The sequence below is a fragment of the Micromonospora purpureochromogenes genome (assembly GCF_900091515.1).
Classification (GTDB): Bacteria; Actinomycetota; Actinomycetes; order Mycobacteriales; family Micromonosporaceae; genus Micromonospora; species Micromonospora purpureochromogenes.
The window spans coordinates 603,315-626,280 of record NZ_LT607410.1 but is presented as its reverse complement, the minus strand read 5'-3'; the positions used below and the strand labels follow the sequence as shown (position 1 = coordinate 626,280).

23 protein-coding genes and 2 tRNA genes are annotated in these 22,966 nt (G+C 71.0%); 14 read left to right on the top strand and 11 right to left on the bottom strand.

Translation table 11 applies throughout. The annotated features are described in order from the left end of the window. The first annotated feature begins 1 nt into the window (after nucleotide 1). A complete protein-coding gene (gene recF / locus GA0074696_RS02965; RefSeq protein ID WP_088959663.1) occupies nucleotides 2-1,135 on the top strand; it encodes a DNA replication/repair protein RecF in 1,134 nt (377 codons plus the stop codon). Continuing rightward, on the top strand, nucleotides 1,125-1,919 hold the full coding sequence (locus GA0074696_RS32475) for a DUF721 domain-containing protein (protein WP_407940536.1): 795 nt from the start codon (nucleotides 1,125-1,127) through the stop codon (nucleotides 1,917-1,919). Before recF ends, GA0074696_RS32475 begins: the two co-directional genes overlap by 11 nt. Before the next feature lie 7 nt (nucleotides 1,920-1,926). Here GA0074696_RS32475 and GA0074696_RS02955 read toward each other — a convergent pair whose 3' ends face one another. Beyond that, nucleotides 1,927-2,157 (bottom strand): hypothetical protein, encoded by a 231-nt coding sequence (locus GA0074696_RS02955; RefSeq protein ID WP_088959662.1) that lies wholly within the window; start codon nucleotides 2,155-2,157, stop codon nucleotides 1,927-1,929. Between the two features lie 89 nt (nucleotides 2,158-2,246). Here GA0074696_RS02955 and GA0074696_RS02950 point away from each other — a divergent pair, with 89 nt between their 5' ends. After that, complete coding sequence (locus GA0074696_RS02950) at nucleotides 2,247-2,729, top strand: MarR family winged helix-turn-helix transcriptional regulator (RefSeq protein ID WP_088959661.1); 483 nt, start codon at nucleotides 2,247-2,249, stop codon at nucleotides 2,727-2,729. 55 nt (nucleotides 2,730-2,784) lie between these two features. On the opposite strand, the gene GA0074696_RS02945 is transcribed toward GA0074696_RS02950, so the two are convergent. Then, the gene (locus tag GA0074696_RS02945) at nucleotides 2,785-3,339 is read right to left on the bottom strand and encodes a hypothetical protein (RefSeq protein ID WP_088959660.1); all 555 of its coding nucleotides are present in this window, start codon (nucleotides 3,337-3,339) and stop codon (nucleotides 2,785-2,787) included. A 522-nt stretch (nucleotides 3,340-3,861) separates the two neighbouring features. Here GA0074696_RS02945 and gyrB point away from each other — a divergent pair. From gyrB to GA0074696_RS02920, 6 genes are all read left to right on the top strand, one after another. After that, a complete protein-coding gene (gene gyrB, locus GA0074696_RS02940; RefSeq protein ID WP_088959659.1) occupies nucleotides 3,862-5,808 on the top strand; it encodes a DNA topoisomerase (ATP-hydrolyzing) subunit B in 1,947 nt (648 codons plus the stop codon). A gap of 128 nt (nucleotides 5,809-5,936) precedes the next feature. Next, nucleotides 5,937-8,456, top strand: a complete 2,520-nt coding sequence (gene gyrA / locus GA0074696_RS02935; protein WP_088959658.1) for a DNA gyrase subunit A — start codon at nucleotides 5,937-5,939, stop codon at nucleotides 8,454-8,456. 4 nt (nucleotides 8,457-8,460) lie between these two features. Beyond that, entirely contained in the window at nucleotides 8,461-9,345 is an 885-nt protein-coding gene (locus GA0074696_RS02930) for a DUF3566 domain-containing protein (RefSeq protein ID WP_088959657.1), read from the top strand. Between the two features lie 244 nt (nucleotides 9,346-9,589). Beyond that, a tRNA-Ile gene (locus GA0074696_RS02925) sits at nucleotides 9,590-9,663 on the top strand. 44 nt (nucleotides 9,664-9,707) lie between these two features. Further along, on the top strand, nucleotides 9,708-9,836 hold the full coding sequence (locus GA0074696_RS31625; RefSeq protein ID WP_210774060.1) for a DLW-39 family protein: 129 nt from the start codon (nucleotides 9,708-9,710) through the stop codon (nucleotides 9,834-9,836). A 43-nt stretch (nucleotides 9,837-9,879) separates the two neighbouring features. Then, nucleotides 9,880-9,955 (top strand) — tRNA-Ala (locus tag GA0074696_RS02920). Nucleotides 9,956-10,941: 986 nt separating this feature from the next. Here GA0074696_RS02920 and GA0074696_RS02915 read toward each other — a convergent pair. The 5 genes from GA0074696_RS02915 to GA0074696_RS31615 all read right to left on the bottom strand — a co-directional run bounded on the left by GA0074696_RS02915 (nucleotide 10,942) and on the right by GA0074696_RS31615 (nucleotide 14,518). Continuing rightward, nucleotides 10,942-11,322 carry a VOC family protein gene (locus GA0074696_RS02915; protein WP_088959656.1) on the bottom strand — a complete coding sequence of 127 codons (381 nt, stop codon included), beginning with the start codon at nucleotides 11,320-11,322 and terminating at the stop codon, nucleotides 10,942-10,944. Nucleotides 11,323-11,848: 526 nt separating this feature from the next. After that, nucleotides 11,849-12,361, bottom strand: a complete 513-nt coding sequence (locus tag GA0074696_RS02905; protein ID WP_088964327.1) for an NUDIX domain-containing protein — start codon at nucleotides 12,359-12,361, stop codon at nucleotides 11,849-11,851. Nucleotides 12,362-12,521: 160 nt separating this feature from the next. Continuing rightward, the gene (locus tag GA0074696_RS02900; protein WP_157745778.1) at nucleotides 12,522-13,685 is read right to left on the bottom strand and encodes an LPXTG cell wall anchor domain-containing protein; all 1,164 of its coding nucleotides are present in this window, start codon (nucleotides 13,683-13,685) and stop codon (nucleotides 12,522-12,524) included. A 189-nt stretch (nucleotides 13,686-13,874) separates the two neighbouring features. After that, nucleotides 13,875-14,165, bottom strand: a complete 291-nt coding sequence (locus GA0074696_RS31620) for a hypothetical protein (protein ID WP_231925241.1) — start codon at nucleotides 14,163-14,165, stop codon at nucleotides 13,875-13,877. Beyond that, a complete protein-coding gene (locus GA0074696_RS31615) occupies nucleotides 14,132-14,518 on the bottom strand; it encodes a methyltransferase domain-containing protein (RefSeq protein ID WP_231925240.1) in 387 nt (128 codons plus the stop codon). The genes GA0074696_RS31620 and GA0074696_RS31615 overlap by 34 nt, the downstream gene beginning before the upstream one ends. 263 nt (nucleotides 14,519-14,781) lie before the next feature. Here GA0074696_RS31615 and GA0074696_RS02890 point away from each other — a divergent pair, with 263 nt between their 5' ends. Together GA0074696_RS02890 and GA0074696_RS02885 are read left to right on the top strand one after the other, a co-directional pair. Then, a complete protein-coding gene (locus tag GA0074696_RS02890) occupies nucleotides 14,782-16,557 on the top strand; it encodes a carboxypeptidase regulatory-like domain-containing protein (RefSeq protein WP_172894143.1) in 1,776 nt (591 codons plus the stop codon). A 95-nt stretch (nucleotides 16,558-16,652) separates the two neighbouring features. Beyond that, nucleotides 16,653-17,453 carry an inositol monophosphatase family protein gene (locus GA0074696_RS02885; RefSeq protein ID WP_407940589.1) on the top strand — a complete coding sequence of 267 codons (801 nt, stop codon included), beginning with the start codon at nucleotides 16,653-16,655 and terminating at the stop codon, nucleotides 17,451-17,453. Between the two features lie 56 nt (nucleotides 17,454-17,509). Here GA0074696_RS02885 and GA0074696_RS02880 read toward each other — a convergent pair whose 3' ends face one another. The 3 genes from GA0074696_RS02880 to GA0074696_RS02870 form a co-directional block, all read right to left on the bottom strand. Further along, nucleotides 17,510-18,217, bottom strand: a complete 708-nt coding sequence (locus GA0074696_RS02880; RefSeq protein ID WP_088964325.1) for a VOC family protein — start codon at nucleotides 18,215-18,217, stop codon at nucleotides 17,510-17,512. Nucleotides 18,218-18,309: 92 nt separating this feature from the next. Beyond that, nucleotides 18,310-18,765 carry a hypothetical protein gene (locus tag GA0074696_RS02875; protein ID WP_088959653.1) on the bottom strand — a complete coding sequence of 152 codons (456 nt, stop codon included), beginning with the start codon at nucleotides 18,763-18,765 and terminating at the stop codon, nucleotides 18,310-18,312. Beyond that, nucleotides 18,752-19,135, bottom strand: a complete 384-nt coding sequence (locus GA0074696_RS02870) for an ArsR/SmtB family transcription factor (protein WP_088959652.1) — start codon at nucleotides 19,133-19,135, stop codon at nucleotides 18,752-18,754. The genes GA0074696_RS02875 and GA0074696_RS02870 overlap by 14 nt, the downstream gene beginning before the upstream one ends. 102 nt (nucleotides 19,136-19,237) lie before the next feature. On the opposite strand from GA0074696_RS02870, the gene GA0074696_RS02865 reads away from it, so the two are divergent. The 3 genes from GA0074696_RS02865 (at nucleotide 19,238) to GA0074696_RS02855 (ending at nucleotide 21,256) form a co-directional block, all read left to right on the top strand. Further along, nucleotides 19,238-19,696: an ArsI/CadI family heavy metal resistance metalloenzyme gene (locus tag GA0074696_RS02865; RefSeq protein ID WP_088959651.1), complete on the top strand. Its 459-nt coding sequence runs from the start codon at nucleotides 19,238-19,240 to the stop codon at nucleotides 19,694-19,696. Nucleotides 19,697-19,956: 260 nt separating this feature from the next. Further along, nucleotides 19,957-20,229: a hypothetical protein gene (locus GA0074696_RS02860; RefSeq protein WP_088959650.1), complete on the top strand. Its 273-nt coding sequence runs from the start codon at nucleotides 19,957-19,959 to the stop codon at nucleotides 20,227-20,229. A gap of 73 nt (nucleotides 20,230-20,302) precedes the next feature. After that, nucleotides 20,303-21,256: an L-threonylcarbamoyladenylate synthase gene (locus tag GA0074696_RS02855; RefSeq protein ID WP_088964324.1), complete on the top strand. Its 954-nt coding sequence runs from the start codon at nucleotides 20,303-20,305 to the stop codon at nucleotides 21,254-21,256. Between the two features lie 119 nt (nucleotides 21,257-21,375). Here the strand turns inward: GA0074696_RS02855 and GA0074696_RS02850 are convergent, their stop codons facing one another. After that, complete coding sequence (locus GA0074696_RS02850; protein ID WP_157745774.1) at nucleotides 21,376-22,911, bottom strand: serine/threonine-protein kinase; 1,536 nt, start codon at nucleotides 22,909-22,911, stop codon at nucleotides 21,376-21,378. Nucleotides 22,912-22,966 lie beyond the last annotated feature (55 nt).

The following is a 22,966-nucleotide window of genomic DNA, read 5'->3' as shown; positions in this document are numbered from 1 at the left end:
TGTGTACGTCCGCCGGCTCGAACTGGTCGACTTCCGCTCGTACGAGCGGGTCGGCGTCGACCTGGAGCCGGGGCCGAACGTCCTGATCGGCGCCAACGGCGTCGGGAAGACCAACCTGGTCGAGGCGCTGGGCTACGTGGCGACCCTGGACTCGCACCGGGTCGCCACGGACGCCCCCCTGGTCCGGATGGGCGCCGCCTCGGCGGTGATCCGCTGCGCGGTGGTGCACGAGGGGCGGGAACTCCTGGTCGAGCTGGAGATCGTCCCCGGCAAGGCCAACCGGGCCCGGCTGGGCCGCTCACCGGCCCGACGGGCCCGGGACGTGATCGGCGCGCTGCGGCTGGTGCTCTTCGCCCCGGAAGACCTGGAACTCGTCCGGGGCGACCCGGCCGAGCGCCGTCGCTACCTGGACGACCTGCTGGTGCTCCGGCAGCCCCGGTACGCCGGGGTGCGGGCCGACTACGAGCGGGTGGTCAAGCAGCGCAACGCCCTGCTGCGCACCGCGTACCTGGCCCGCAAGACGGGTGGGACGCGGGGCGGGGACCTGTCCACCCTGGCGGTCTGGGACACCCACCTGGCCCGGCACGGCGCCGAGCTGCTGGCCGGCCGGCTGGAACTGGTCGCCGCGCTGGCCCCGCACGTGACGAAGGCGTACGACGCGGTGGCGGCGGGCCGGGGCGCGGCGGGGATCGCGTACCGGCCGTCGCTGGACCTGGCCGAGCCGACCACCGACCGGGCGGTGCTGGCCGAGGCGCTGACCGCCGCGCTGGCCGAGGCCCGGTCGAACGAGATCGACCGCGGTACGACGCTGGTCGGCCCGCACCGTGACGAGCTCAGCCTCACCCTCGGCCCGCTGCCCGCCAAGGGGTACGCCAGCCACGGCGAGTCCTGGTCGTACGCGCTGGCCCTGCGGCTGGCCGGTTACGACCTGCTGCGCGCCGACGGCATCGAGCCGGTGCTGGTGCTGGACGACGTCTTCGCCGAGCTGGACGCGGGCCGCCGGGAGCGGCTGGCGGAGCTGGTCGGCGGGGCCGGTCAGCTCCTGGTGACCTGTGCGGTCGACGACGACGTGCCCGCGGCGCTGCGCGGCACCCGGTACACGGTGGGCGAGGGGACGGTGCGACGTGTCGACTGAGCCGGAGCACGCCGCCGAGGGCGGTGGGCCGACCCGCCGGACCGGCGGACCGAGCCGCACTGCCTCGGGCGGCCAGCGCGGTGCGCGTACCCCTCGGGGGGCTGGAACCGACGCGGGCGGTGCCGCCGCCCACGCGGCCGGTGCCGGCGCGGACGCCGCGCCTGGTGGTCGTGGCGCCGGAACCGGCGGGCCGGCGCGACCGGCCGGCGCGACCGGTGGGCAGGGTGCCGGGAACGCTGATGGGGCGAAACCGGCCGGTGCCGGTGCGGACGCCGCAGCGGGCGCGGCCGGGCCGGAGCTGGCGCGGGCGGTGCTGGACGCGGCGAAGGCCCGCCGGGCGGAGGCGGCGAAGACCCGGCGGAAGAGCGCGGTCTCCGGCGACGGCGGCGAGCGGCGGCTGCGTGGCTACTCCGGGCCGGGCCCGGACCCGCGCGACCCGCAGCCGCTCGGCGTGGTGCTGGAACGGCTGATGAAGGCGCGCGGCTGGCAGCAGCCGGCCGCGGAGGCGACCGTCTTCGGCGCCTGGGAGAAGGTCGTCGGGCCGGAGATCGCCCAGCACAGCCGCCCGGTCAAGCTGGAGGACGGCGAGCTGACCGTGGAGGCGCGCTCGACGGCCTGGGCCACCCAGCTGCGGCTGCTCGCCGGCTCGCTGCTCAAGCGGATCGCCGGCGAGGTGGGCCACAACGTGGTGCGCAAGCTGCACATCCACGGCCCGGCGGCGCCGTCCTGGTCGAAGGGCCCGCGGCGGGTCCGGGGCCGCGGCCCGCGCGACACCTACGGCTGAGCCCGGGTCACCGCTCGGCGCGACGGGCCTCGCGCTCGGCGCGCTTGCGTTCCCGCTGCTCACGGCTCCACCGCTTACGGTTCTCCAGGTCCCGCTTCCACGCCTCGCGGGCCTGCGTGGAACCGCCCTGCACGGCTCCCTGCACCCCCTCGGCCGGGCCGGCCAGGTACTTGAAGGCCCAGGCCCACAGCCTGCCGCCCTCGCCGGGAGCCCGCTGCTGCCGCTTCGCCTCGCTCATCGCGCCCGACCTCTCCTCGATGCTTTGTGCCCCAACGATTGGTGCACCAATCGTTGGTACGATAGCAACGACCACGAGGAGGCCGATCGGTGCGTGACCAGTTGGACGGGGATCCGCTGGCGCTGGAGCAGCAGGTCTGTTTCGCCCTCTCCGTCGCCGCGCGCGGAGTCGTCGCCGTCTACCGGCCACTGCTGGAGCCGATGGGGCTGACCCACCCGCAGTACCTGGTCATGCTCGCGCTGTGGCAGCACGCGCCGCTGTCGGTCCGGGAGCTGAGTCGCCTGCTCCAGCTCGATCCCGGCACGCTGTCGCCCCTGCTCAAGCGACTTGAGGCGGCGGGCTACCTGCGGCGCGAGCGGGACGCCGCGGACGAGCGGAGCCTCGCCGTCACGCTCACCGCCAGCGGTCAGGCCCTGCGCGGCCGCGCCGAGCAGATCCCGCCGACGATCGTGGAACGGCTCGGAATGCCGATCGAGGAGCTGCGGCGCCTGCACACGATGCTGACCGAGGTGATCGGCGCGGCCAACCGCGCCGCGACCGGCACCCCCGCCGCGCCGGGCCCGACGACCTGACGACGCCGGCGACCCGCCCGGTCAGGTCGACGGGGCGGGTCGGGCCGGCGCGGGATCAGGCGTCGGCGTAGACGGCGAAGCCGCGGTCGGCGCAGCGGCGGTAGAAGGCGGCCAGCACGCCCAGCTCGGCGCAGGTGAAGTCCCACTGCGGCGGGTTGCCGTTCTCGTCGCGCAACGCGTCGAGTCGGGTGTCCAGCCAGCGCAGCTGCTGCTCGGCGAGCCGCCCGTCGGCCAGCAGCGAGCGGAGCACCTCGCTGACCGACTCGAAGGTGACCGGCTCGCCGAACGGCCGGTGCTGGGCGACGAACTTCTCCACGCCGCCGGCGATCCAGGAGCACCCGTCCGGGTCGATCACCGGGTCCTCGTCCTCGGCGGCGGCGTCAGTGGCGTAAAGCACATTTTCCAGGCCGAGGATCAGGTCGACCAGTTCGGTGTAGGCGGTCGCCCGGACCGTTCCCGTCTTGGCGATGTGTTCGGCGAGCGCCGCAGTCGGTGCGGAGATCCGCGGGATGTCCCCGATCTCCCCGAAGTCGACGAACTCGGCCGGCGCGACCGGATCGTAGAAGCGGCCGGTCCGCGGCCAGTGCACCGCGACGTTGTCCAGCCCCATCTGGCGTCACCCCTTGTGAGCACGTGTCGGATCGATCGGGTCGATCGTCCCGGTTACGGATGGTAAAGATCAAGACGAGCACCGTTGGCGCCGCAAAGGTACGGTACGGCCGCTCTGCGCGCGACCCCCGACCGGCCGTCGGCGCGGCCCGATTCCGTGGCGGCCCCGCCCTCGATCCCCCCTTGGCGTGTAGGGGGAGTCGCGGCCAGCGCGATTCGGGCCGCTACGGAGGTCTCAGACGCCGCGCAGGGGGTGCCGAGTGGCGTCTCTGTCGTCCGCGCACAGTAGGATTGACAGCGAGACGAAGACCCGACGCGGAGCGACGGACACGGGCCTGGAGGCCCTTGGTCAAAGTACCGCGGCGGGTGGAGCCGATCGCGATCCGCGGGCAACCGCGGCGACCGGCGTACGCGATCCGTGACCTGGAGTTCCCGGGGGCGGTCCGTGCGCCGACGTCGCGTCCTGTCCGCCGAACCCGCGCCTCCGTGCCCTGGCGCGGCCGGCGCGAGAAAGTGGCCGAGGGTGGCAGCGCAGGACAAGCAGGAGTACGGCGCCGAGTCGATCACCGTCCTCGAGGGGCTCGAGGCGGTGCGCAAGCGGCCCGGTATGTACATCGGGTCGACCGGCGAGCGCGGTCTGCACCACCTCGTGTGGGAGGTCGTGGACAACGCCGTGGACGAGGCGATGGCCGGCTACTGCGACACCATCGACGTGGTGCTGCTCGCCGACGGCGGAGTCCGGGTCACCGACAACGGCCGTGGTTTCCCGGTCGACCTCCACCCCAAGCTGAAGAAGCCGGGTGTCGAGGTCGCGCTGACCGTACTGCACGCGGGCGGCAAGTTCGACGGCAAGGCGTACGCGGTCTCCGGCGGTCTGCACGGCGTCGGCGTCTCGGTGGTGAACGCCCTCTCCACGAAGATGGCAGTGGAGATCCACAAGTCCGGCTTCGTCTGGCGGCAGCAGTACCACCACTCCAAGCCCACCCCGCTGGAAAAGGGCGAGACCACCGACCGGACCGGCTCGGCGGTCTCCTTCTGGCCCGACGCCGACGTCTTCGAGACCGTCGACTTCGACTTCCAGACCATCTACCGGCGCCTGCAGGAGATGGCCTTCCTCAACCGCGGCATCACCATCCACCTGCTCGACGAGCGGGTCCCGGAGGGCGAGGAAGGCAAGATCCGCGAGGTCACGTTCCGCTACGACGGCGGCATCGCCGACTTCGTCCGGCACCTCAACGCCTCCAAGAACCCGATGCACAAGACGGTGGTCGAGTTCGACGCCGAGGAGGAGGGCATGTCGGTCGAGATCGCCATGCAGTGGAACGAGTCGTACGGCGAGTCGGTCTACACCTTCGCCAACAACATCAACACGCACGAGGGCGGCACCCACGAGGAGGGCTTCCGGTCGGCGCTGACCAGCGTCGTCAACCGCTACGGCACGGACAAGAAGCTGCTCAAGGGCGACGAGAAGCTCTCCGGCGAGGACATCCGCGAGGGCCTCGCCGCGATCATCTCGGTCAAGCTGACCAACCCGCAGTTCGAGGGCCAGACCAAGACCAAGCTGGGCAACACCCCGGTGAAGAGCTTCGTGCAGCGGGTCTGCAACGACCGACTGGTCGACTGGTTCGACCGCAACCCGGCCGAGGCCAAGACCATCATCCAGAAGGCGTCCCAGGCGGCCCGGGCCCGGATCGCCGCGCAGCAGGCGCGCAAGCTGGCCCGGCGCAAGTCGCTGCTGGAGTCCGGCTCGATGCCGGGCAAGCTGGCCGACTGCCAGTCCACCGACCCGCGCGAGTCCGAGGTCTTCATCGTCGAGGGCGACTCGGCCGGCGGCTCGGCCAAGCAGGGGCGCGACCCGCGGACCCAGGCGATCCTGCCGATCCGCGGCAAGATCCTCAACGTGGAGAAGGCCCGGATCGACCGGGTGCTGAAGAACAACGAGGTCCAGGCGCTGATCACCGCGCTGGGCACCGGCATCCACGACGACTTCGACATGGAGAAGCTGCGCTACCACAAGGTGGTGCTGATGGCCGATGCCGACGTCGACGGCCAGCACATCCAGACGCTGCTGCTCACCCTGCTCTTCCGCTTCATGCGGCCGCTGGTCGAGCTGGGCCACGTCTACCTGGCCGCCCCGCCGCTCTACAAGATCAAGTGGAACAAGAAGGGCGACGACGCCCAGTACGCGTACTCGGACCGGGAGCGGGACGGGCTGATCGCGCTGCGCCAGCAGAAGAAGGCCAACGCCCGGCCGGACGACATCCAGCGGTTCAAGGGTCTCGGCGAGATGAACTACCCCGAGCTGTGGGAGACCACGATGAACCCGGCCACCCGCACCCTGCGCCAGGTCACGCTCGACGACGCCGCAACCGCCGACGAGCTGTTCAGCGTGCTGATGGGTGAGGACGTCGAGGCGCGCCGCTCGTTCATCCAGCGCAACGCCAAGGACGTGCGGTTCCTCGACATCTGACGGTGGTGGGTGGGTCGGCCGGCGCTCCCGGCCGACCCGCCGGTCCACAGAGTTATCCACAGCTTGGCCGGTTTCCACAGCCGTTATCCACAGCACGAAAACGACTCTGAGTCTGATAAGGGTTAACAGTGACCGATACTCCCGAGTCCACCCCGAGCGAGCCGGAGATCCCGGAGACAACCGCGGCCGTCGTGGCGCACGACCGGATCGAGCCGGTCGGCCTCGAGGTCGAGATGCAGCGCTCGTACCTCGACTACGCGATGAGCGTCATCGTCGGGCGGGCCCTGCCGGACGTCCGGGACGGGCTCAAGCCGGTCCACCGCAAGATCCTTTACGCCATGTTCGACTCCGGCTACCGGCCGGACCGCGGCTACGTGAAGTGCTCCCGGGTCGTCGGTGACGTGATGGGTCAGTTCCACCCGCACGGCGACTCGGCGATCTACGACGCGCTGGTCCGGATGGCGCAGCCCTGGTCGCTGCGGTACCCGCTGGTGGACGGCAACGGCAACTTCGGCTCCCCGGGCAACGACCCGGCCGCCGCCATGCGGTACACCGAGTGCAAGCTCGACCCGCTGGCCATGGAGATGCTGCGGGACATCGACGAGGACACCGTCGACCTGCAGGACAACTACGACGGCCGGGCCAAGGAGCCCACCATCCTGCCGTCGCGGATCCCCAACCTGCTGGTCAACGGCTCCGAGGGCATCGCGGTCGGCATGGCCACCAAGATCCCGCCGCACAACCTGCGCGAGATCGGCGCGGCGGTGCAGTGGTGCCTGGAGCACCCGGAGGCGGACGAGGCGACCACCCTCGAAGCGCTACTGGAGATCGTCAAGGGCCCTGACTTCCCCACCTACGGCCTGATCGTCGGCCAGGCCGCGATCCAGGACGCGTACCGGACCGGGCGCGGCTCGATCCGGATGCGCGCCGTGGTGGAGGTCGAGGAGGACAAGCGCGGCCGCCCCTGCCTGGTGGTCAGCGAGCTGCCCTACCAGGTCAACCCGGACAACCTGGCCGAGCGGATCGCCGAGCTGATCAAAGAGGGCAAGCTCGCCGGCATCGCCGACATCCGCGACGAGTCCTCCGGGCGTACCGGCATGCGGATCGTGCTCGTGCTCAAGCGCGACGCGGTCGCCAAGGTGGTGCTGAACAACCTCTACAAGCACACCCAGCTCCAGGAGACCTTCGGCGCCAACATGCTGGCCCTGGTCGACGGGGTGCCGCGCACGCTCAACCTGGCCCAGTTCCTCCGCTACTACGTCGAGCACCAGATCGACGTCATCCGCCGACGGACCGCGTTCCGGCTGCGCAAGGCCGAGGAGCGGGCGCACATCCTGCGCGGTCTGGCCAAGGCGCTGGACGCCCTCGACGAGGTGATCGCCCTGATCCGGCGCTCGCCCACGGTGGACGACGCCCGGCAGGGCCTGATCCGGCTGCTGGAGATCGACGAGATCCAGGCGACCGCGATCCTGGACATGCAGCTGCGCCGCCTGGCCGCCCTGGAGCGGCAGCGCATCATCGACGACCTCACCAAGCTCGAGATCGAGATCGCCGACCTCAAGGACATCCTCGCCAAGCCGGAGCGGCAGCGGAGGATCGTCTCTGAGGAGCTCGGTGAGATCGTCGCGAAGTGGGGCGACGAGCGGCGCACGAAGATCGTGCCGTTCGAGGGCGAGGTCTCCATGGAGGACCTGATCGCCCGCGAGGACGTGGTCGTCACGATCACCCGCACCGGGTACGCCAAGCGGACCAAGGTCGACCTCTACCGCTCCCAGCGGCGCGGCGGCAAGGGCGTCAGCGGCGCCACCCTGCGGCAGGACGACATCGTCAGCCATTTCTTCGTATGCTCCACCCACGACTGGATCCTCTTCTTCACGAACAAGGGCCGCGTCTACCGGGCCAAGGCGTACGAGCTGCCGGAAGCCAGTAGGGTGGCCAAGGGCCAGCACGTGGCCAACCTGCTCGCCTTCCAACCGGACGAGCAGATCGCGCAGATCATCGAAATTCCGAACTACCAGGTGGCTCCCTACCTGGTACTGGCCACGAAGAACGGCCTGGTGAAGAAGACGCGGCTCGAGGAGTTCGACTCCCCCCGTTCCGGCGGCATCATCGCGATCAACCTGCGCGATGAGGACGAGCTGGTCGGTGCTGCCCTCGTCGCGCCCACCGACGACCTGCTGATGGTGTCGAAGAAGGCGCAGGCGATCCGGTTCAACGCCTCCGACGAGGCGCTGCGGCCGATGGGGCGGGCGACCACGGGCGTGATCGGCATGCGCTTCACCGACGACGACGTGCTCCTGGCCATGGAGGTGGTTCGGGAGGGTCTGGACGTTCTGGTGGCCACGAACGGGGGATACGCGAAACGTACCCCGATCGAGGAATACCCGGTCCAGGGCCGGGGAGGTAAGGGCGTGCTGACTGCCAAGATCACCGAGCGACGCGGTGGTCTGGTCGGCGCGGTCGTGATCGACCCGGAGGACGAGCTGTTCGCGATCACGAGCAACGGCGGCGTCATCCGGACTCCGGTGAAGCCTGTACGCCGTACGCGTGACCGGAACACAATGGGGGTCAAGCTGATGGACCTCCCGGACGGCGTGACTATCGTGGCGATTGCTCGCAATGCCGACGAGCCTGACGAACAGGACTAGTTGAATGACGGAGACACAGGCGAAGTCGGGGAACAAGGGGACCTCGGCCACCCCGGTCGACGAAGAGGCCGCCACGAGCGGCACATCGGCGGCCGGCCGCGCTGCCGTGGGCCGGGCGACCGTCCCCGCCGACGCGCCTGCCCCGAAGTTCACCCGGGCCCCCGGCATGGCACCGCCGCCGGACAAGCCCGGGGAGGACTCGGGGGCGAGCGAGAAGGCCGAGACACCGGGCGACGCGCCGACCTCCGCGGCCGCCCCGGTCAGCGCCCCGGTCGCGCCGGGCACCACCACGCAGCCGATCAAGGCGGGCACCGCCACGTCCCCGTCCGGCACCGGCACCCAGCCGAAGGTGGGCGGCCCGACCAGGCCGTCGCCCGACGGCGGCCGCCCGGCCGGCACCGCCCGCCCCGCCAACGGCGGCGGCCTGCCGCCGGGTATCAGCGGAGCGGCGGCCGTCGGAGCCGCGCGCGTGGGTGACGCGGTACGCGCCGCGCGTAGCTCGGTCAGCTCGGCCGCGTCCCGCGGGCCGCGCCGGGCCCGGCTGAACCTCAAGCGGATCGACCCGTGGTCCGTGATGAAGTTCGCCTTCGCCGTCTCGGTGGTGCTCTTCATCGTGGTGGTCGTCGCCACCTCGGTGCTCTACCTGGCCCTGGACGCGATGGGCGTCTTCCAGAGCGTCAACGACAGCCTCACCGACCTGGTCAACGCCGGCGGGCAGAGCTCCGGCGGGTTCCAGATCACCGCCAAGGGCGTGATCCTCAGCTCGGCGCTGATCGGCCTGGTCAACGTCGTCCTGTTCACGGCGCTCGCCACCCTCGGCGCGTTCGTCTACAACGTCTGCGCCGACCTGGTCGGCGGGATCGAGTTGACGCTCGCCGAGCGCGACTGACACCCGACGACGCCGGGGCACCGCCAACCGCGGTCGCCCCGGCGTCGCCATGTCCGGCTCTCTTCACCCGCCCCGCCCGTCGCGGGGCTCGGACGGGCGGAGTTGATCTCGGCGCAGGGCCGCCCGGGGAAAGCGGTCGCCGCCCCGCCGTCGGTACGGGTACGGTCACGAGTGGGACGGGCGCCACGGCCACCCCGATTTGGGGCGGGACGTGGCGATGGGTTAACCTTGCTCGTCGCCACGCGGGGCTATAGCTCAGTCGGTTAGAGCGCAGAGCTGATAACTCTGAGGTCGCTGGTTCGATTCCAGCTAGCCCCACCGCACACCGTTCCGACGGCTAGTCGAGCGCGAGGGGTCGCCCCATGTTCAAGAAGCTTCTGTTCCTGGTCGGCGTCGTCGGCGTGGCCGCCCTGGTCGCCAAGAAGGTCAAGGCTTCCAACGACGAGCGCGCTCTCTGGCACGAGGCCACCACCGCGCCCGACCTGCGCTGATCCCGCTGGCAGCGGCCAGCACCAGGCGGCACCGACCGCCCTCGGGGCCCTAGCTCAACTGGCAGAGCACTGCCTTTGCAAGGCAGGGGTTAGGGGTTCGAGTCCCCTGGGCTCCACCACACCATTCAGCCTGGTCACGGGCTGTCTTCTCCCTCGACTGGATCGCCGTCGGATTGAGGATCTTCTACGGTCGTCAGCGAATCGTCAGTAGAACTGTCGAAGACCCTGCGCACCGACTCGTGGAAATCCGCCGGAGTATGCGAGTCCGCCGGCCGCCTTGCTCGCCACGCAGTCGACCGCTTCCCGCTCGGTGGTGAACTCCGCGGACCATTCCACGCCGTCGCGGTCGGGCCAGCTCGCGCGGAACTTGAAGGGCCCGGACTCGGTCACTTGGCCGAGAAGCCCTGCCCGGACAAGCGACGGGCGCCAGACCTGACGCCGGAAGTTGCTAGGCAGCATCAAGGCGGCCCGCAACGGGCCGCACGCGCCGCCGCCTGGGCGCGCGCCGGCCGCTGCCGCTGTCGCTCTGCGGCCGTCACGCCTGACGCCCGGCGGCTGGCGCGGACAGCGGGAAGCCCGGGGGCCGCCGCAGAACGACAGACCGTTGACGAGTGAGGGGTGGGCCGGCAGCCGGCCGGGCCGCGCAGCCACGTGCCCGCGCCGCGTAGGGGAGGGCACGCCAGCCGCGTCGGCGAACTGCCGGCGGTCGCGGGGTTGCGGCTAGTGCGCCTCCGGCGGGGGCGCTCCGGCTCCAGGATGGCCGGGGCTCCGTCGGCGGGTCGCGGTCCGTGGGTGGTTGCGGTAGCGCCATCCCACCGCCGAAGACCCGGGGCGAGCCGAGCAGACCGCCGCCGGGACCGCCAGCGTCCGTCCGTGCGTCAAGGCCGTCTTGACGTGGCGGCCCCGACGGCGGCCCGCTCCCACAAGGGCGGGTCGACGGCGACGGGATGGCGAGGTTCCGCTGGCTGGGTCAATGCCTCACCAACACGCATGCGACACGGGGCGGGTCGAGCGTCCACCCGGCCCCCCAGCTATTGATGGGGGTCGCCAGATCTTGTCGGCGGCTGCGGGGTGGCGGCTGCGTCGATCGTTTGGGCGAGGGCCGTCAGAGTGGGTCGAGGCGGCGCTTGAGCAGGCAGAACTCGTTGCCTTCTGGATCGGCGAGGACGTGCCAGGACGCCTCCGCGGGCTGACCGATGTCGACGAGTTTGGCCCCGGCGGCCAGGAGGCGTTCGAGCTCGGCGTCCTGATCGCGGTCGGTGGGGTTGACGTCGATGTGCAGCCGGGAATGCCCGTTCTTCGGCTCGTCGTTGCGGATGAGGAAGATCGTCGGCTGCGGGCCGCCGAACCCTTCGCGCGGACCTATCTCGATGTAGACCCCCTCTTCGCGATCGAGCTCTATGAAGTCCAGGACCTCGCACCAGAACCGCGCCAGCACCTCGGGGTCGCGGCACTTGAGCACGAGCTCACTGATACGGCATGCCATTGACGAAACCTACTCTCAGCATGGGAACTGCCGGGGCGGCCGCACGCGGATCTCATGGGCTCCCTGCAGTGAGAACAAGCTCGCGATCGTACCGGGCGAGGCGAGCGGGGTTGGACGAGGGTGCCCGTCGAGCTGAGCCCAGCACCGCTCGCCGGCCCGAGGTGAGGACCGGCGGGGCTGACGGTCGTCAGTCAGCAGGAAGTCAGCGAGACGCGGGACAACAGCCGTCAACCGTTGGTACGGGACAGCAAAGTCCCGGACGACAACACCAGTCGTCTGCATTGATCAGCAAGCATCAACTGTGTGGAGCCGCCTTTGCAAGGCAGGGGTTAGGGGTTCGAGTCCCCTGGGCTCCACCAGCACTTTCCCCGGTTGACCTCGGTCCCGAGTACAGCCATTCGTACAGCCAAGCGGTCACGCCGTCCCCTCCTCGCCCAGCACGCGATCGATGGCCGAGGCAGCCTGACGAGCCGCGCCGGCAGGACGTGCCCATAGGTGTCGGCGCCCTTCCAGGGCAGCACGGTGTCTAGTCCCACCACCTGCTTGACGAATCCGTCCCAGCACATGCACGACAGCCGGCCTTGGTTCCTCGGTCATCCTGGTTACAGTCGGTGACATCTGAGTGCCTGCGGGCGCACTCAAACTCAGGCAGAGAACGAACCATTGCCGCCAAGACGCCATGCACGAGGGGAAGACCGCCCAGCTCGCTGATCCCGACCCATGCGATGTCGTCATGCTCGTCAGGTGCACGGTTGGTCGGAGAGCCAACCCAGTCTCCAATTTGCCAGACGCCCACGTGAACGGCGTCCTCACCACTGCCGGCATGCAAGACGCCCAACCGTGAAGCGGACTCCGCCGCAATGTGAACACCGAGCTCCTCGTGCATCTCACGCGCGAGGGCTTGTAGCTCCGACTCACCCGCCTCGACCTGCCCCCCGGGCAGATCCCAGACATCTGGGTATGCCCGTTTGGTCGGCCTGCGGTGTACTAGCAGGACCGCGCCGTTTTCAACGAGTGCGCCTGTGACGACGACATCCATGACGGAATTAGCGCACAGGGATAGGACAAGCTCGCTCCAGCCAAAGGGGACGCCTACACGTCCGGATCTGCGCTCCTCGCGGCCCTCGGGATCGTCGGCCCGGCGGTCGGGATCCTGGAGGGCCAGCTGCCCACCGCCGACACCGGTCACCCGTCGAGGGTCACCGGATGGCCCGGCGTCGTCGGGTCAGGAGCAGCAGCACGCCGCCACCCACCAGCATGGCGAGGCCGGCCCCGGCGGTCAGCCCGGCCTGGGACCCGGTGATCGGCAAGCTGCCGCCACCACCAGCGCCACCACCGTCACCGGGGCTGCCGCCACTACCTCCGCCGCTGCTGTTCGCGGCCACCACGACCGCGAACCCGTCCTGGTTGTCGCTGTCGTCCACGTCGACCGCCCGAACGGCGACGGCGTTCGTGGGAAGGTCGCTCCGCGCCGGGCCGGAAAGGTCCGACCGCGGGTCGCTCAGGCCCTCGACCCGGACGGTCCCGTTCCGCAACGTGACCGGCGCCTTCGTGGCGGCCGACACCGTCACCAGGTGGTACAGCTCGACGGCGGAGTGGAGCTGGTCGTTCGGGTCGGTGTCCTGGTCGACAGGAACGAGGGCCAGCCGGTCGTAGGTGCAGACCGCCGCACGCCCGGCGTCACTGAGGACGCATTCATCCGGCGGCCTGGTGAACGTCGCGCCCGTGGGCACGCGCAGTTCGACCTTGACGCCATCGACCGGCTTCCGCCCCTGGTTGGCGATCGTGTAGCGCACCGCGCCCGTCTCGCCCGGATTCAACGTGCCGGTGGATGCGAGCCTGCCGTCGGCAGCGATCCGCACCGACTGCGTCACGTCCGGCGCGACCACCGAAAGGTCGGCTTCAGGGTGATCCACCACCTGGATCGGGAACCACTTCGTATTGTCGGCCGGATTCGTGTCGACCGGCTTGACCTCGACCGTCACCTTGATCCGGCCCGCGAGGGGCTCTCCGGTCTGGACGGTGGCGAGGATGGGAAGCTCCACCGTCTCGCCCGGCCCCGGAAGCTGATCCGGCAGCAGGTCGCAGTACCAGCCGGAGACATCGCCGTCGCAGTCACGCGGCCCGCCGGTCGGCCAGAGCATGATCCCGAAATCGAACCTATCCAGCTCCGACGCATCGACCCGGACGACGACCCGGGTCGGGGTCGCGTCGCCCCGGTTGCTGATCTTCAGGTGAAGCGTCTTCTTCGTGACCCCCAGCGGAATCGTCGCGCCGGCCAGGTCGACAGTGAGGTCCGCCCCCGCCGGCGCCGCCGAGGCGGACGCGGCGGGCACGCCGACCCCTCCGAGAAGAAGCAGCACGGTGGCCACCGTTCGGGGCAGCCACGGAAGTCCGAACCTCATGACGGAGCCCTCCGGATGAACGGGCGGTGCGATCCGTGGACACTATCGGCACCCGGCCGGGTTCGGTATCCCCCGCGTGACCCGTGTCGCAGGGCGCGACAAGTGCCGTATCAGGCTACGTGCGCCCGGTCGTTGCGTGCCATCGCACTACGCAGCCTCGAGGACGAAGAACAGGAAGCACAGGATGTACCCCGAGGGGGAGGTCACGAGGTCGGGGAACGCCTCGCGGGCACCGGGCGCGGGAGGTGGTTCGCTCACGACGGCGATCCGGAAGCCGGCTGCGGTGAACTCGTTGGCTATTGCGTGCAGTGGCCGGTGCCAGTACGTCAGCTCGGCGGGCTGGCCGTTGAAGGTGTACTCGTCGGTCCACTGTTCCGTGGCGAAGTAGTCGCCTTCGGGCCTGATCAGGTGGTAGACGAAGGGATGGTTGACGGCCACGATGAGTCGGCCGCCGGGTACGAGGACGCGTCGCAACTCGGCGAGCGTGCCGTCCAGTCCTCTAGGTAGTGAAGGACGAGGCAGGCGATGGCCTCGTCGAACGAGGCGTCGGGGAACGGTAGCGGATCGCCGCCCAGACCGCCCTGATGCAGGGCCGTGCCATCGCCGAGCCGCTGCCGGGCCAAGTCCAGCATTGCCGGCCGGGTGTAGTAGCCGTTGATGAGGTTGGACTCGGTCCCGGTGGCGTACGCCTCGGCGAAGCTGTCGTAGTCGGTGGCCAGAGCCTGGCCGGGCTCGATGCGCCCGAGTCGCGACCGCTTGCAGGACCGCGCCAACGCTCCCGCTTCGGCCACCAGTGCACGTACGTCTCCAACGTGATCCGCAGCGTCTTATGCATGAAGACGCCTTCTCGCACCCCGGTGCGACATCACAGGACCGGCAACGCTTCCATCCGGATGACCAGCCGGCGGATGGCCTCCCCGCCGTCCGGGGGAGCAGCCGGCGACGCCGGCCGCTGGTACGGTCCTGACACCATCCATGGAGCGTGATGTATCCGACCAGGCCAGTCGGATCCTCCATGGACTCATGGCAGAAACGGGGAAGCATGAAAAGCAGGATGCTGCGCGCACTGGGCGCCGCAGCGATGGCCGGGCTGATGGCCGTCATGGGCCTCACCGGGCCGGCGCAGGCGGCGGAGGCCGCCGGGCTGGACGGCACGATCACCAACAAGCTGACCGGCGAGCCCGTCGCCGGGGCGGGAATCGTGATCCAGCAGCAGGACGGTTCCAACTGGAACTTCACCAACAGCGACACCGACGGGCGCTTCGCCTTCCCGGAAACGCCGGCCGGCGAGTACACCGTCCAGGTCAACGCGAACGGCTACGTCGAGGAGTACCTCTACGGCCACCGGAACAGCTGGGAGGCCGACCTGATCACGGTCCCGGCCACCCTCCAGATCCCGCTGATGCCCATCCAGTACGGCGACGTCGCCGGCCGGGTGGTGGACCAGAAGGGTACGGGCATCGCCCACGTCGGGGTCCAGCTGCGACGCGGCGGCAACTGGGTGGGCGACACGGCGACCGACGACCAGGGGCGGTACCGCTTCGAGCGGATCGAGACCGACTCCAACTACACGGCACAGTTCACCCTCCCGAGCGGCCAGGTGCTCTTCAACGGCGGAGTCGAGTCCGAGTACGACGCTCCCCCCTTCACCGTGACGGCGGACAAGACGACCACCGTCAACCTCACCCGGCCCCCGGTCGGGAACCTCATCGTCCGCGCGGTCGACAAGGAGACCGGCGCCGCGATCGCCGGCTACTGCTGGTACCCGCAGGACGGCCCGTTCTCGTTCCACACCACCTGCACCGACAAACTGGGCCGGGCCCGGTTCCCGGACATGCCGGTCGGCACCTACCGCGGCGGCGGCTACGACCCCAACGAGGTCTACGTCAACGGTCTGTTCGGCCCGGTGACCGTGACCGAGAACGAGACGACCTGGACCACCGTCAAGCTGGAGAAGTCGGTCAGCCTGCACGTCGACTTCGTCGACGCGGCCACCGGCGACCCGGTCAGCGGCGCCTGCGTCACCCTGGCCGACCCGGTGTACACCGACGTCGGCCAGAACGGCAGATGCGGTTCCGAGGCGGACTACAACAACCTGTTCGCCGAGGACCATTTCCGGCTCTTCGTCGCTCCGTACGACGGGGAGCACGGCGCGCAGTGGGTCTCGACGACCGGTGGCGGCACGGGCGACCCGGCGCAGGCCAAGGTCTTCAAGCCGGTGCCGGGCGAGCGCATCCGGGTGACCGTCAAGCTGGACGGCGCCGGCAGCGTGACCGGCGTCGTGCGGGACGCCGCGACGGGAGCCGGCGTACGTGCCGTCTGCCCGACCCCGACCGGACCGGCCTTTTCCTACACCGAGGGTCCCAACGCCAACTGCACCTACGACGGCGGTCAGTACACGATCCGCAACCTCGGCCCGTACCAGTGGAAGCTGGCCTTCCCGGCGTACGACGGCAAGCACGCGTGGGCATGGTCGGGCGACGCGGTGAACCGGGCGTCCGCGACGCCGGTGCAGGTGGTGGCCGGCGAAACCGTCACGCTGGATGCGGCACTGCCGGCCACGGGCACGATCAGCGGCACCGTCACCGTGCCCGACGGCACCTGCCGGACGTGCGTGGGCATCACTGCCGTCGACGCGACGACCGGTGACTGGGCAGGCATCCAGCCGTCGGTCCGCTCGGACGGCACGTTCACCATGAAGGGCCTCAACACGCAGGACGTGCGGCTCCTCTACAGCGTGGGCGACGGCCGGGTGGCGTACCCGGACCTGATCCACACCACGGCGGGTGAGGCCGTCACCGGCATCACGATCACCGTGCCGGCGGCGTAGCGCCAGAGAGGCCGAGGGCCCGTCCACCGTTGTGGTGGGCGGGCCCGCTGCCGGTTCTGGCCTGACCGGTGGCCCCCGATATGGTGCACGGCGTGATCAACTCGTACGCGAGCCTTGACGATGCCGAGGTTGCGGTAGCCGCGGCACATGCCGGCGCGGACGTGGTGCGCAACATGTACGGCCGGCGCCTCACCCGTATCGACAAAGGGGCCGGGGATTTCGCCACCGCTGCCGATGTGGAGGCTGAGCAGGCGACCCTCGACGTCATCCGCGCTGCTCGGCCCGATGACGCGGTGCTCGGCGAGGAAGGCGGGCAGCGGGGCGCGGCCGACGTCGTGCGCCAGTGGTTGGTGGATCCCCTGTGCGGCACGCTGAACTACGCCGTCGGCAACATGCTGGTGGCCGTCAACGTGGCGCTGCGCGACGGGGCAGCGGCCGTGGCCGACCCGTTCAGCGGCGAGGTCTTCTTCACTGACGGTGAGACCGCCTGGGTGCGGCAGGACGGTGTCGATGAGCAGCTGACGCCCACACCTGCCACCCAGCTGGTCGACGTCAACCTGGATCCGCCGTTTCCGAGCGCGCCCGGATTCCGGGCCGTGGACCTGCTGGCCCACCCTGGGTTCGTCGAACGGTTCCGGCCTCGGGTCGTGTCCACGACGCTGGCCTTGGCCTGGGTCGCGGCCGGCAAGCGCGCCGCATACGTCAGCGATGGCGGTGACCTGGCCGAGAGCGTGCACTTCGCCGCCGGCATCACGTTGTGCCGGGCCGCCGGCTGCGTCGTCACCGGAATCGACGGCGCCCCGATCGGGCCAGGCCGCGGGCTCGTGGTGGCCGGCGACGCCGAGACCCACGGGCTGCTGATGTCGATGATCGGCAGCCGAAGCCAGAAGCTGTGACCGTATAGGTTTCCGGGCTGGTTCGGTCGCGGCCGGGCTACCCCGCCGCGCTGTGGTCAGTTCCCTCTGACGCAGAACTCGTTGCCGTCGGGATCGGCCAGTACGACGGCGCCGTCCTCACCGACCTCGAGCCGAGTGGCCCCGAGGGAGACCAGCCGGTCGACCTCCGCTCGCTGGTCGCCACCGGCCGGGGCGAGGTCGAAGCGCTGCCGGTTCCTCACCTTTTTCGGGGCCACGGGCGGCCCGCCCCACGCGACCTTCGTGCCGCCGTGCGGTGACTGGATCGCGGTCTCCTGGTCCTGGTCCCACACCAGCGGCCAGCCCAGCGCCTCGCTCCAGAAGAGGCCGACCTCCCGCGTGCCGTCGCAGGCGAGCTCCCCGAGCAGGCCGCACCCGGCGAGGAAGGCGTTGCCCGGCTCGATCACGCAGAACGCGTTGCCCTCGGGGTCGGCCAGGACGATGTGCCCCTCCTCGGGGCGCTGCCCGACGTCGAGGTGGCCGGCGCCGAGCCCCAGCGCCGTCGCCACCGTGTGCTGCTGGTCGGCGCCGCTGGCGCTGGTCAGGTGAAGGTGCATGCGGCGGTTCGGCCCCACCTGCTCCGCGCCGCTCCGGACGAACCGGAGGCTGAGCTGCGTGTCGTCACCAGGCAGGAGCGCACCGCCGGCGTCCTCGACGACATCTCGGCCGAGCATGCCGGCCCAGAACTGCGCCAGGCGAGCCGGGTCGTGCGCATCGAAGGTCACCGTCAGCATTCGTGAGAGCATCACTGCACGGTAGACACGGGCCAGCAGCACAACAAGGCGGTTTTGGCGGACAAACCGGGGCTTGGTCTTCGCAGAGCAGGGCCGGTCCGGATTCACGGAAGAGGTGCGACCCAGACGGGCATCGGCGGCGGCTCGGCGATGACCGAGGCCACGGCGGGCTCGACGGTTGCCAGCTCTGAGCATGGAACGAATCCAGGGTTGGGATCAGCGGCCACCAGGGCGACGACCTCCGCGGCATCGGTGGTCGAGCGGTACGGCGCCGCAAACGGAAGCCGGTCGGCGGGTGCCGAAGTCAACGAGCACCGAAGCTGGCCAGCCGGTTCGTCGTACCAGGCATAGAAGGTGCCCGGGCTGGCCCGCCGTCGTCCGAGTTCGCGGTGCACGAGATGAAGCGCTGCGACCACTGCCGGCACGTCGATCGCGGCGTCGGGCACCCCGTAGCACCAGGTGTTCACGCGACACTCGCGATCAGGGTCGTCGGCCAGCAGCATCACCTCGTCGTCGTCCAGGTACGAGCGCACCAGGGCCGCAAGGTCACCGTCGCTCACGGCCGGCCTCGACGGCGGGCCGGGCCGGGATGTCCAGGAGCAGGCCGAGCTGGCGGAACGCCTCGGCCTTGACCCGGTACCAGACCCAGGTGCCGCGCCGCTCCGAGTCGACCAGACCGGCCTCGCGCAGCACCTTCAGATGGTGGGAGATGGTCGGCCCGGACAGGTCGAACGCGGGGGTCAGGTCGCAGACGCAGATCTCCGGCACCGAGGCGATCATCGACATCAGCCGCAGCCGGACCGGGTCACCCAGGGCCTTGAACATCGGCGCGACGACTTTCGCCTGCGCGGTGTCCAGCGGACTCGCGGCGATCGGAGGGCAGCAGGCCACCGCTTGCAGGTCCACCACCGGCAGCGTTTGTTTCGGCATGCCTCTAGGTTGACAGACTTCAAAGCAAGGTGCCACAGTGAGGTCACTGCTTCGAAAATCATCTAGACAGCACATCCGCTGAACCGTCACAGGAGGAGAACCATGTCCCGCGTCCAGCTCGCCCTGCGCGTTTCCGACCTCGAGGGCTCCGTCGCCTTCTACTCCAAGCTGTTCGGCGTCGAGCCGGCGAAGCGTCGCCCCGGCTACGCCAACTTCGCCGTCGAGAACCCGCCGCTGAAGCTCGTCCTGCTCGAAGGCGAGCCCGACCAGCCCACCGTCATGGACCACCTCGGGGTGGAGGTGTTCAGCACGGACGAGGTCAACGCCGCGACCACGCGCCTCACCGACGCCGGCCTGATCACGCTGGAGGAGAAGAGCACGGAGTGCTGCTACGCCCTCCAGGACAAGGTCTGGGTACGCGGACCGGGCAACGAGCCGTGGGAGGTCTACACCGTCAAGGCCGACTCCCCGCAGTTGGAGAAGGCGACCGAGAGCGCCTGCTGCACCCCGGCCGCCGAGAAGGAGCCCGCCACCAGCGGAGCCGCCGCAAGCTGCTGCTGACCGTCGTGGCCGCCTGCCCCACCGGACCCGCGGTCGTGTGGCAGGAACGACGAGGCTTGGCCGTACGGGCTATCCGTACAGCCAAGCCTGTCGGCCTTCGTCGGCCGGGACAGCGGGCGGTGGCAGGCGCTACCTATCCTCTGCGCCATGGTCGCTCTCAAGCTGTGGCATCTGCTGGTTCTGATGATCTGTGTGCTCCTGCCGATCACGGCGGCGATCGTGGGCGGGGTCCGGGCGGCCCGTCGCTCGCGCAACAGTCGATGAGCGACCCCACGCCGCAGGTCCTCCAGCTGTACTGCCGGGTGGAGGTGTCCGTCACCAACCCCGCCGCCCTGACCGCACACGCGGTGGCCCAGCTCCGCGCGGCCGGCGTCGACTGGTCGCGGGAGGAGGACGACCTGGCCTCGGCGGTCGCGGAACTGTGCGGCGACCCGGCCCGTGCCCTTGGGTCGGTCGCCGACATCAGCCGCATCCTCGACGACGTGCCGGGGGTGGAGTTCCGGGGCGGTGCGTGCCGGGCCGAGGGCGGGTGATCGCGCGGCCGACCGGAGGACCGGTACGTCGGCAGGCTAGCGTCGGGGCGTGAGCACCGGATCCCCACGTGTCCTGCCCGCCGACAGCGGCATCGCCGAGGCCGCCGCCGTCCTGCGCGACGGCGGGCTGGTGGCCTTCCCGACCGAGACCGTCTACGGCCTCGGCGCGAACGCCCTGGACGCCCGGGCCGCCGCCCGGATCTTCGAGGCCAAGGCCCGGCCCAGCTTCGACCCGCTGATCACCCACCTGGCCGACGCCGCCGACCTGGAGAAGCTCGTCGGACCGGTGCCCCCGGCGGTGGCCGCGCTGGCCGAGCGGTTCTGGCCGGGGCCGCTCACGCTGATCGTGGACCGGCCCGCCGAGATTCCGCCGATCGTCACCTCGGGGCTGGACACCATGGCCGTCCGGGTGCCGGACGAGCCCTCCGCGCGGGCCCTGATCCGGGCCGCCGGGGTACCGGTGGCGGCGCCGAGCGCGAACCGGTTCGGGCAGCTCAGCCCGACCCGGGCCGAGCACGTGGTCAAGGGGCTCGGCGCGGCGGTGGACGTGGTGCTCGACGGCGGGCCGACCCGGTGCGGGATCGAGTCGACCATCGTCGACGCGCGCGGCGCGCAGCCGGTGGTGCTGCGCCTCGGCGCGCTCGCCCTGGAGGAGCTGATCGAGGCGGTCGGGCCGGTGAGCGTCCGGCCGGGCAGTTCCGGGCAGCCGGTGGCGCCGGGGACGCTGGCCGCACACTACGCGCCGCGTACCCCGTTGCGGGTGGTGGCGGGGGCGCAGCCGGCGCCGGCCGACGGCGGCCGGCGCGGTTTCCTGGCCTTCCGGGAGCGGCCGGCCGACGGGTACGCGGCGGTCGAGGTGCTCTCACCCGCCGGGGACGTGACCGAGGCCGCCGCCCGGCTCTTCGACGCCCTGCACCGGCTGGACGCGGCCGGGGTGACCGAGATCCTGGCCGAGGCGGTGCCCGACACCGGGGTGGGGCGGGCGATCAACGACCGGTTGCGGCGCGCCGCAGCCACCTGGCACTGACGCCACGTCAGCGGTCCAGTTGGCCGTCAGCCGGAAGCCGCGCCGCCGGTGAAAATGCTCGGGGCCGCGTTCGCCCGGCATCCCGGTGGTCGTGAGCAGCCGGACGGGGCGGCCCGTCCTCACTGCAGCGCGGCGGCGATCCGGTCGACGCCGGCCGTCAGGTCGTCGTAGCCGGCGGCGGTGAGCCTGCCGCCCCGGAGCAGTTCGCTCAGCTTGTCGCGGAGCTTCTTGACCTGCTCCTCGGCCTGCTCCGGGTCGTCCTCGGCGATCTCCTTGGCGATCGCGTCCACCTTGCTGTGCAGGTCCTTGGCCGCGTCGGGGTTCAGTTGGCCGGCCTCCACCTGCTCCTGGATCGACAGCCGCATCGCGACGACGGGGTCCGCCGGCGGGGCCGGCGTCCGCGACGCGGCCCGCGGGCTGGGCGCCCGGCTGGTGGGGGTGGTGGGAGCGACCGTCCGCAGCGACGGGGTGGTCGGTGCGACCGTGACCGGCGCGGCCCCCACGCTCGGCTGTGCGGCCGTACTGGCGGGGGCGGGCGCGACTGTGGGCTGCGCGGCCCTCGTGCCGCGGTCTGCCGACGTGTCGCCGGCGGGGGCCCGGAGCGCAGCGGCGGCGAGCGCGAGCAGTGCGACGCCGAGGATGCCCGCCGCCAGCAGTACCGCCAACCGGCGCCGCCGCACCGGCCGCCCTCCGGTGCCGGGACCTTCCACCGGAGCGACCGGGTCCGGAGCGCTCGGACCGGCACCGGCCGCGCCGGGGTCGGACGGACCTGGCGCGCCGGCTGGCGCCACCGTGCCGGAAACGAGCGGCGTGCCGGCCGCCGGCAGGACATCGGGCGAGGCCATGAGCGCCGCGAGGCGGTCGCGGACCTCTCGGGCGCTCGTCGGACGGGCCGCCGGGTCCTTCGCCAGCAACTCGGACAGCAGGGCGTCCAGCGCGACGGGTACGTCCGGCCGGCGGTCGCGCAGCGGCGCGGGCGGGTCGTTGACGTGCTGGTGCAGGACGCTCAGCGGATCGCCGGAGAACGGCGGAGCGCCGGCCAACATGGCGTAGAGGGTGCAGCCCAGGCCGTACAGGTCGGTGCGCGGGTCGACCGGCTTGCCGAGCGCCTGCTCCGGCGCCATGTATGAACTGGTGCCGAGCTTGGTCGCCGGACCGGTGAGGGTGTTGTGGCCGGCGGTCTCCGCCAGGCGGGCGATGCCGAAGTCGCAGATTTTCACAATGCCGGACGGCGTGACGATCAGATTCCCCGGCTTCACGTCCCGGTGGACCACACCGGCTGCGTGCGCCGCGGCGATCGCGTCGCAGGCCTGCACCGCGATCGACACGGCCTGCTCGACGGGGAGCGGGCCGTCGACGATCAGCGCCGACACGGTCCGTCCCTCCACGAGCTCCATCACCAGGTAGGAGTCGTCCCCCTCGGTGCCGAAGTCGTACACCCCGACGATGTGGGGGTGGGTCAGCCGCGCGGCTGCCCGCGCCTCACGATCGAAGCGTTCGGCGGCCATCGGCTCCTCGAGGCCGGCCGCGGACAGCACCTTGATCGCCACCGGCCGGTCCAGTCGCAGGTCCCGGCCGCGCCACACCTCGCCCATGCCGCCGCTGCCGAGCAGTTCCTCGGACTGGTAGCGGCCGTCCAGCACACGTCTCAGCACCGGATCAATCTTTCCAGCCGTGGCCGTCGCTACACCCGACCGACATCGGCGCGGG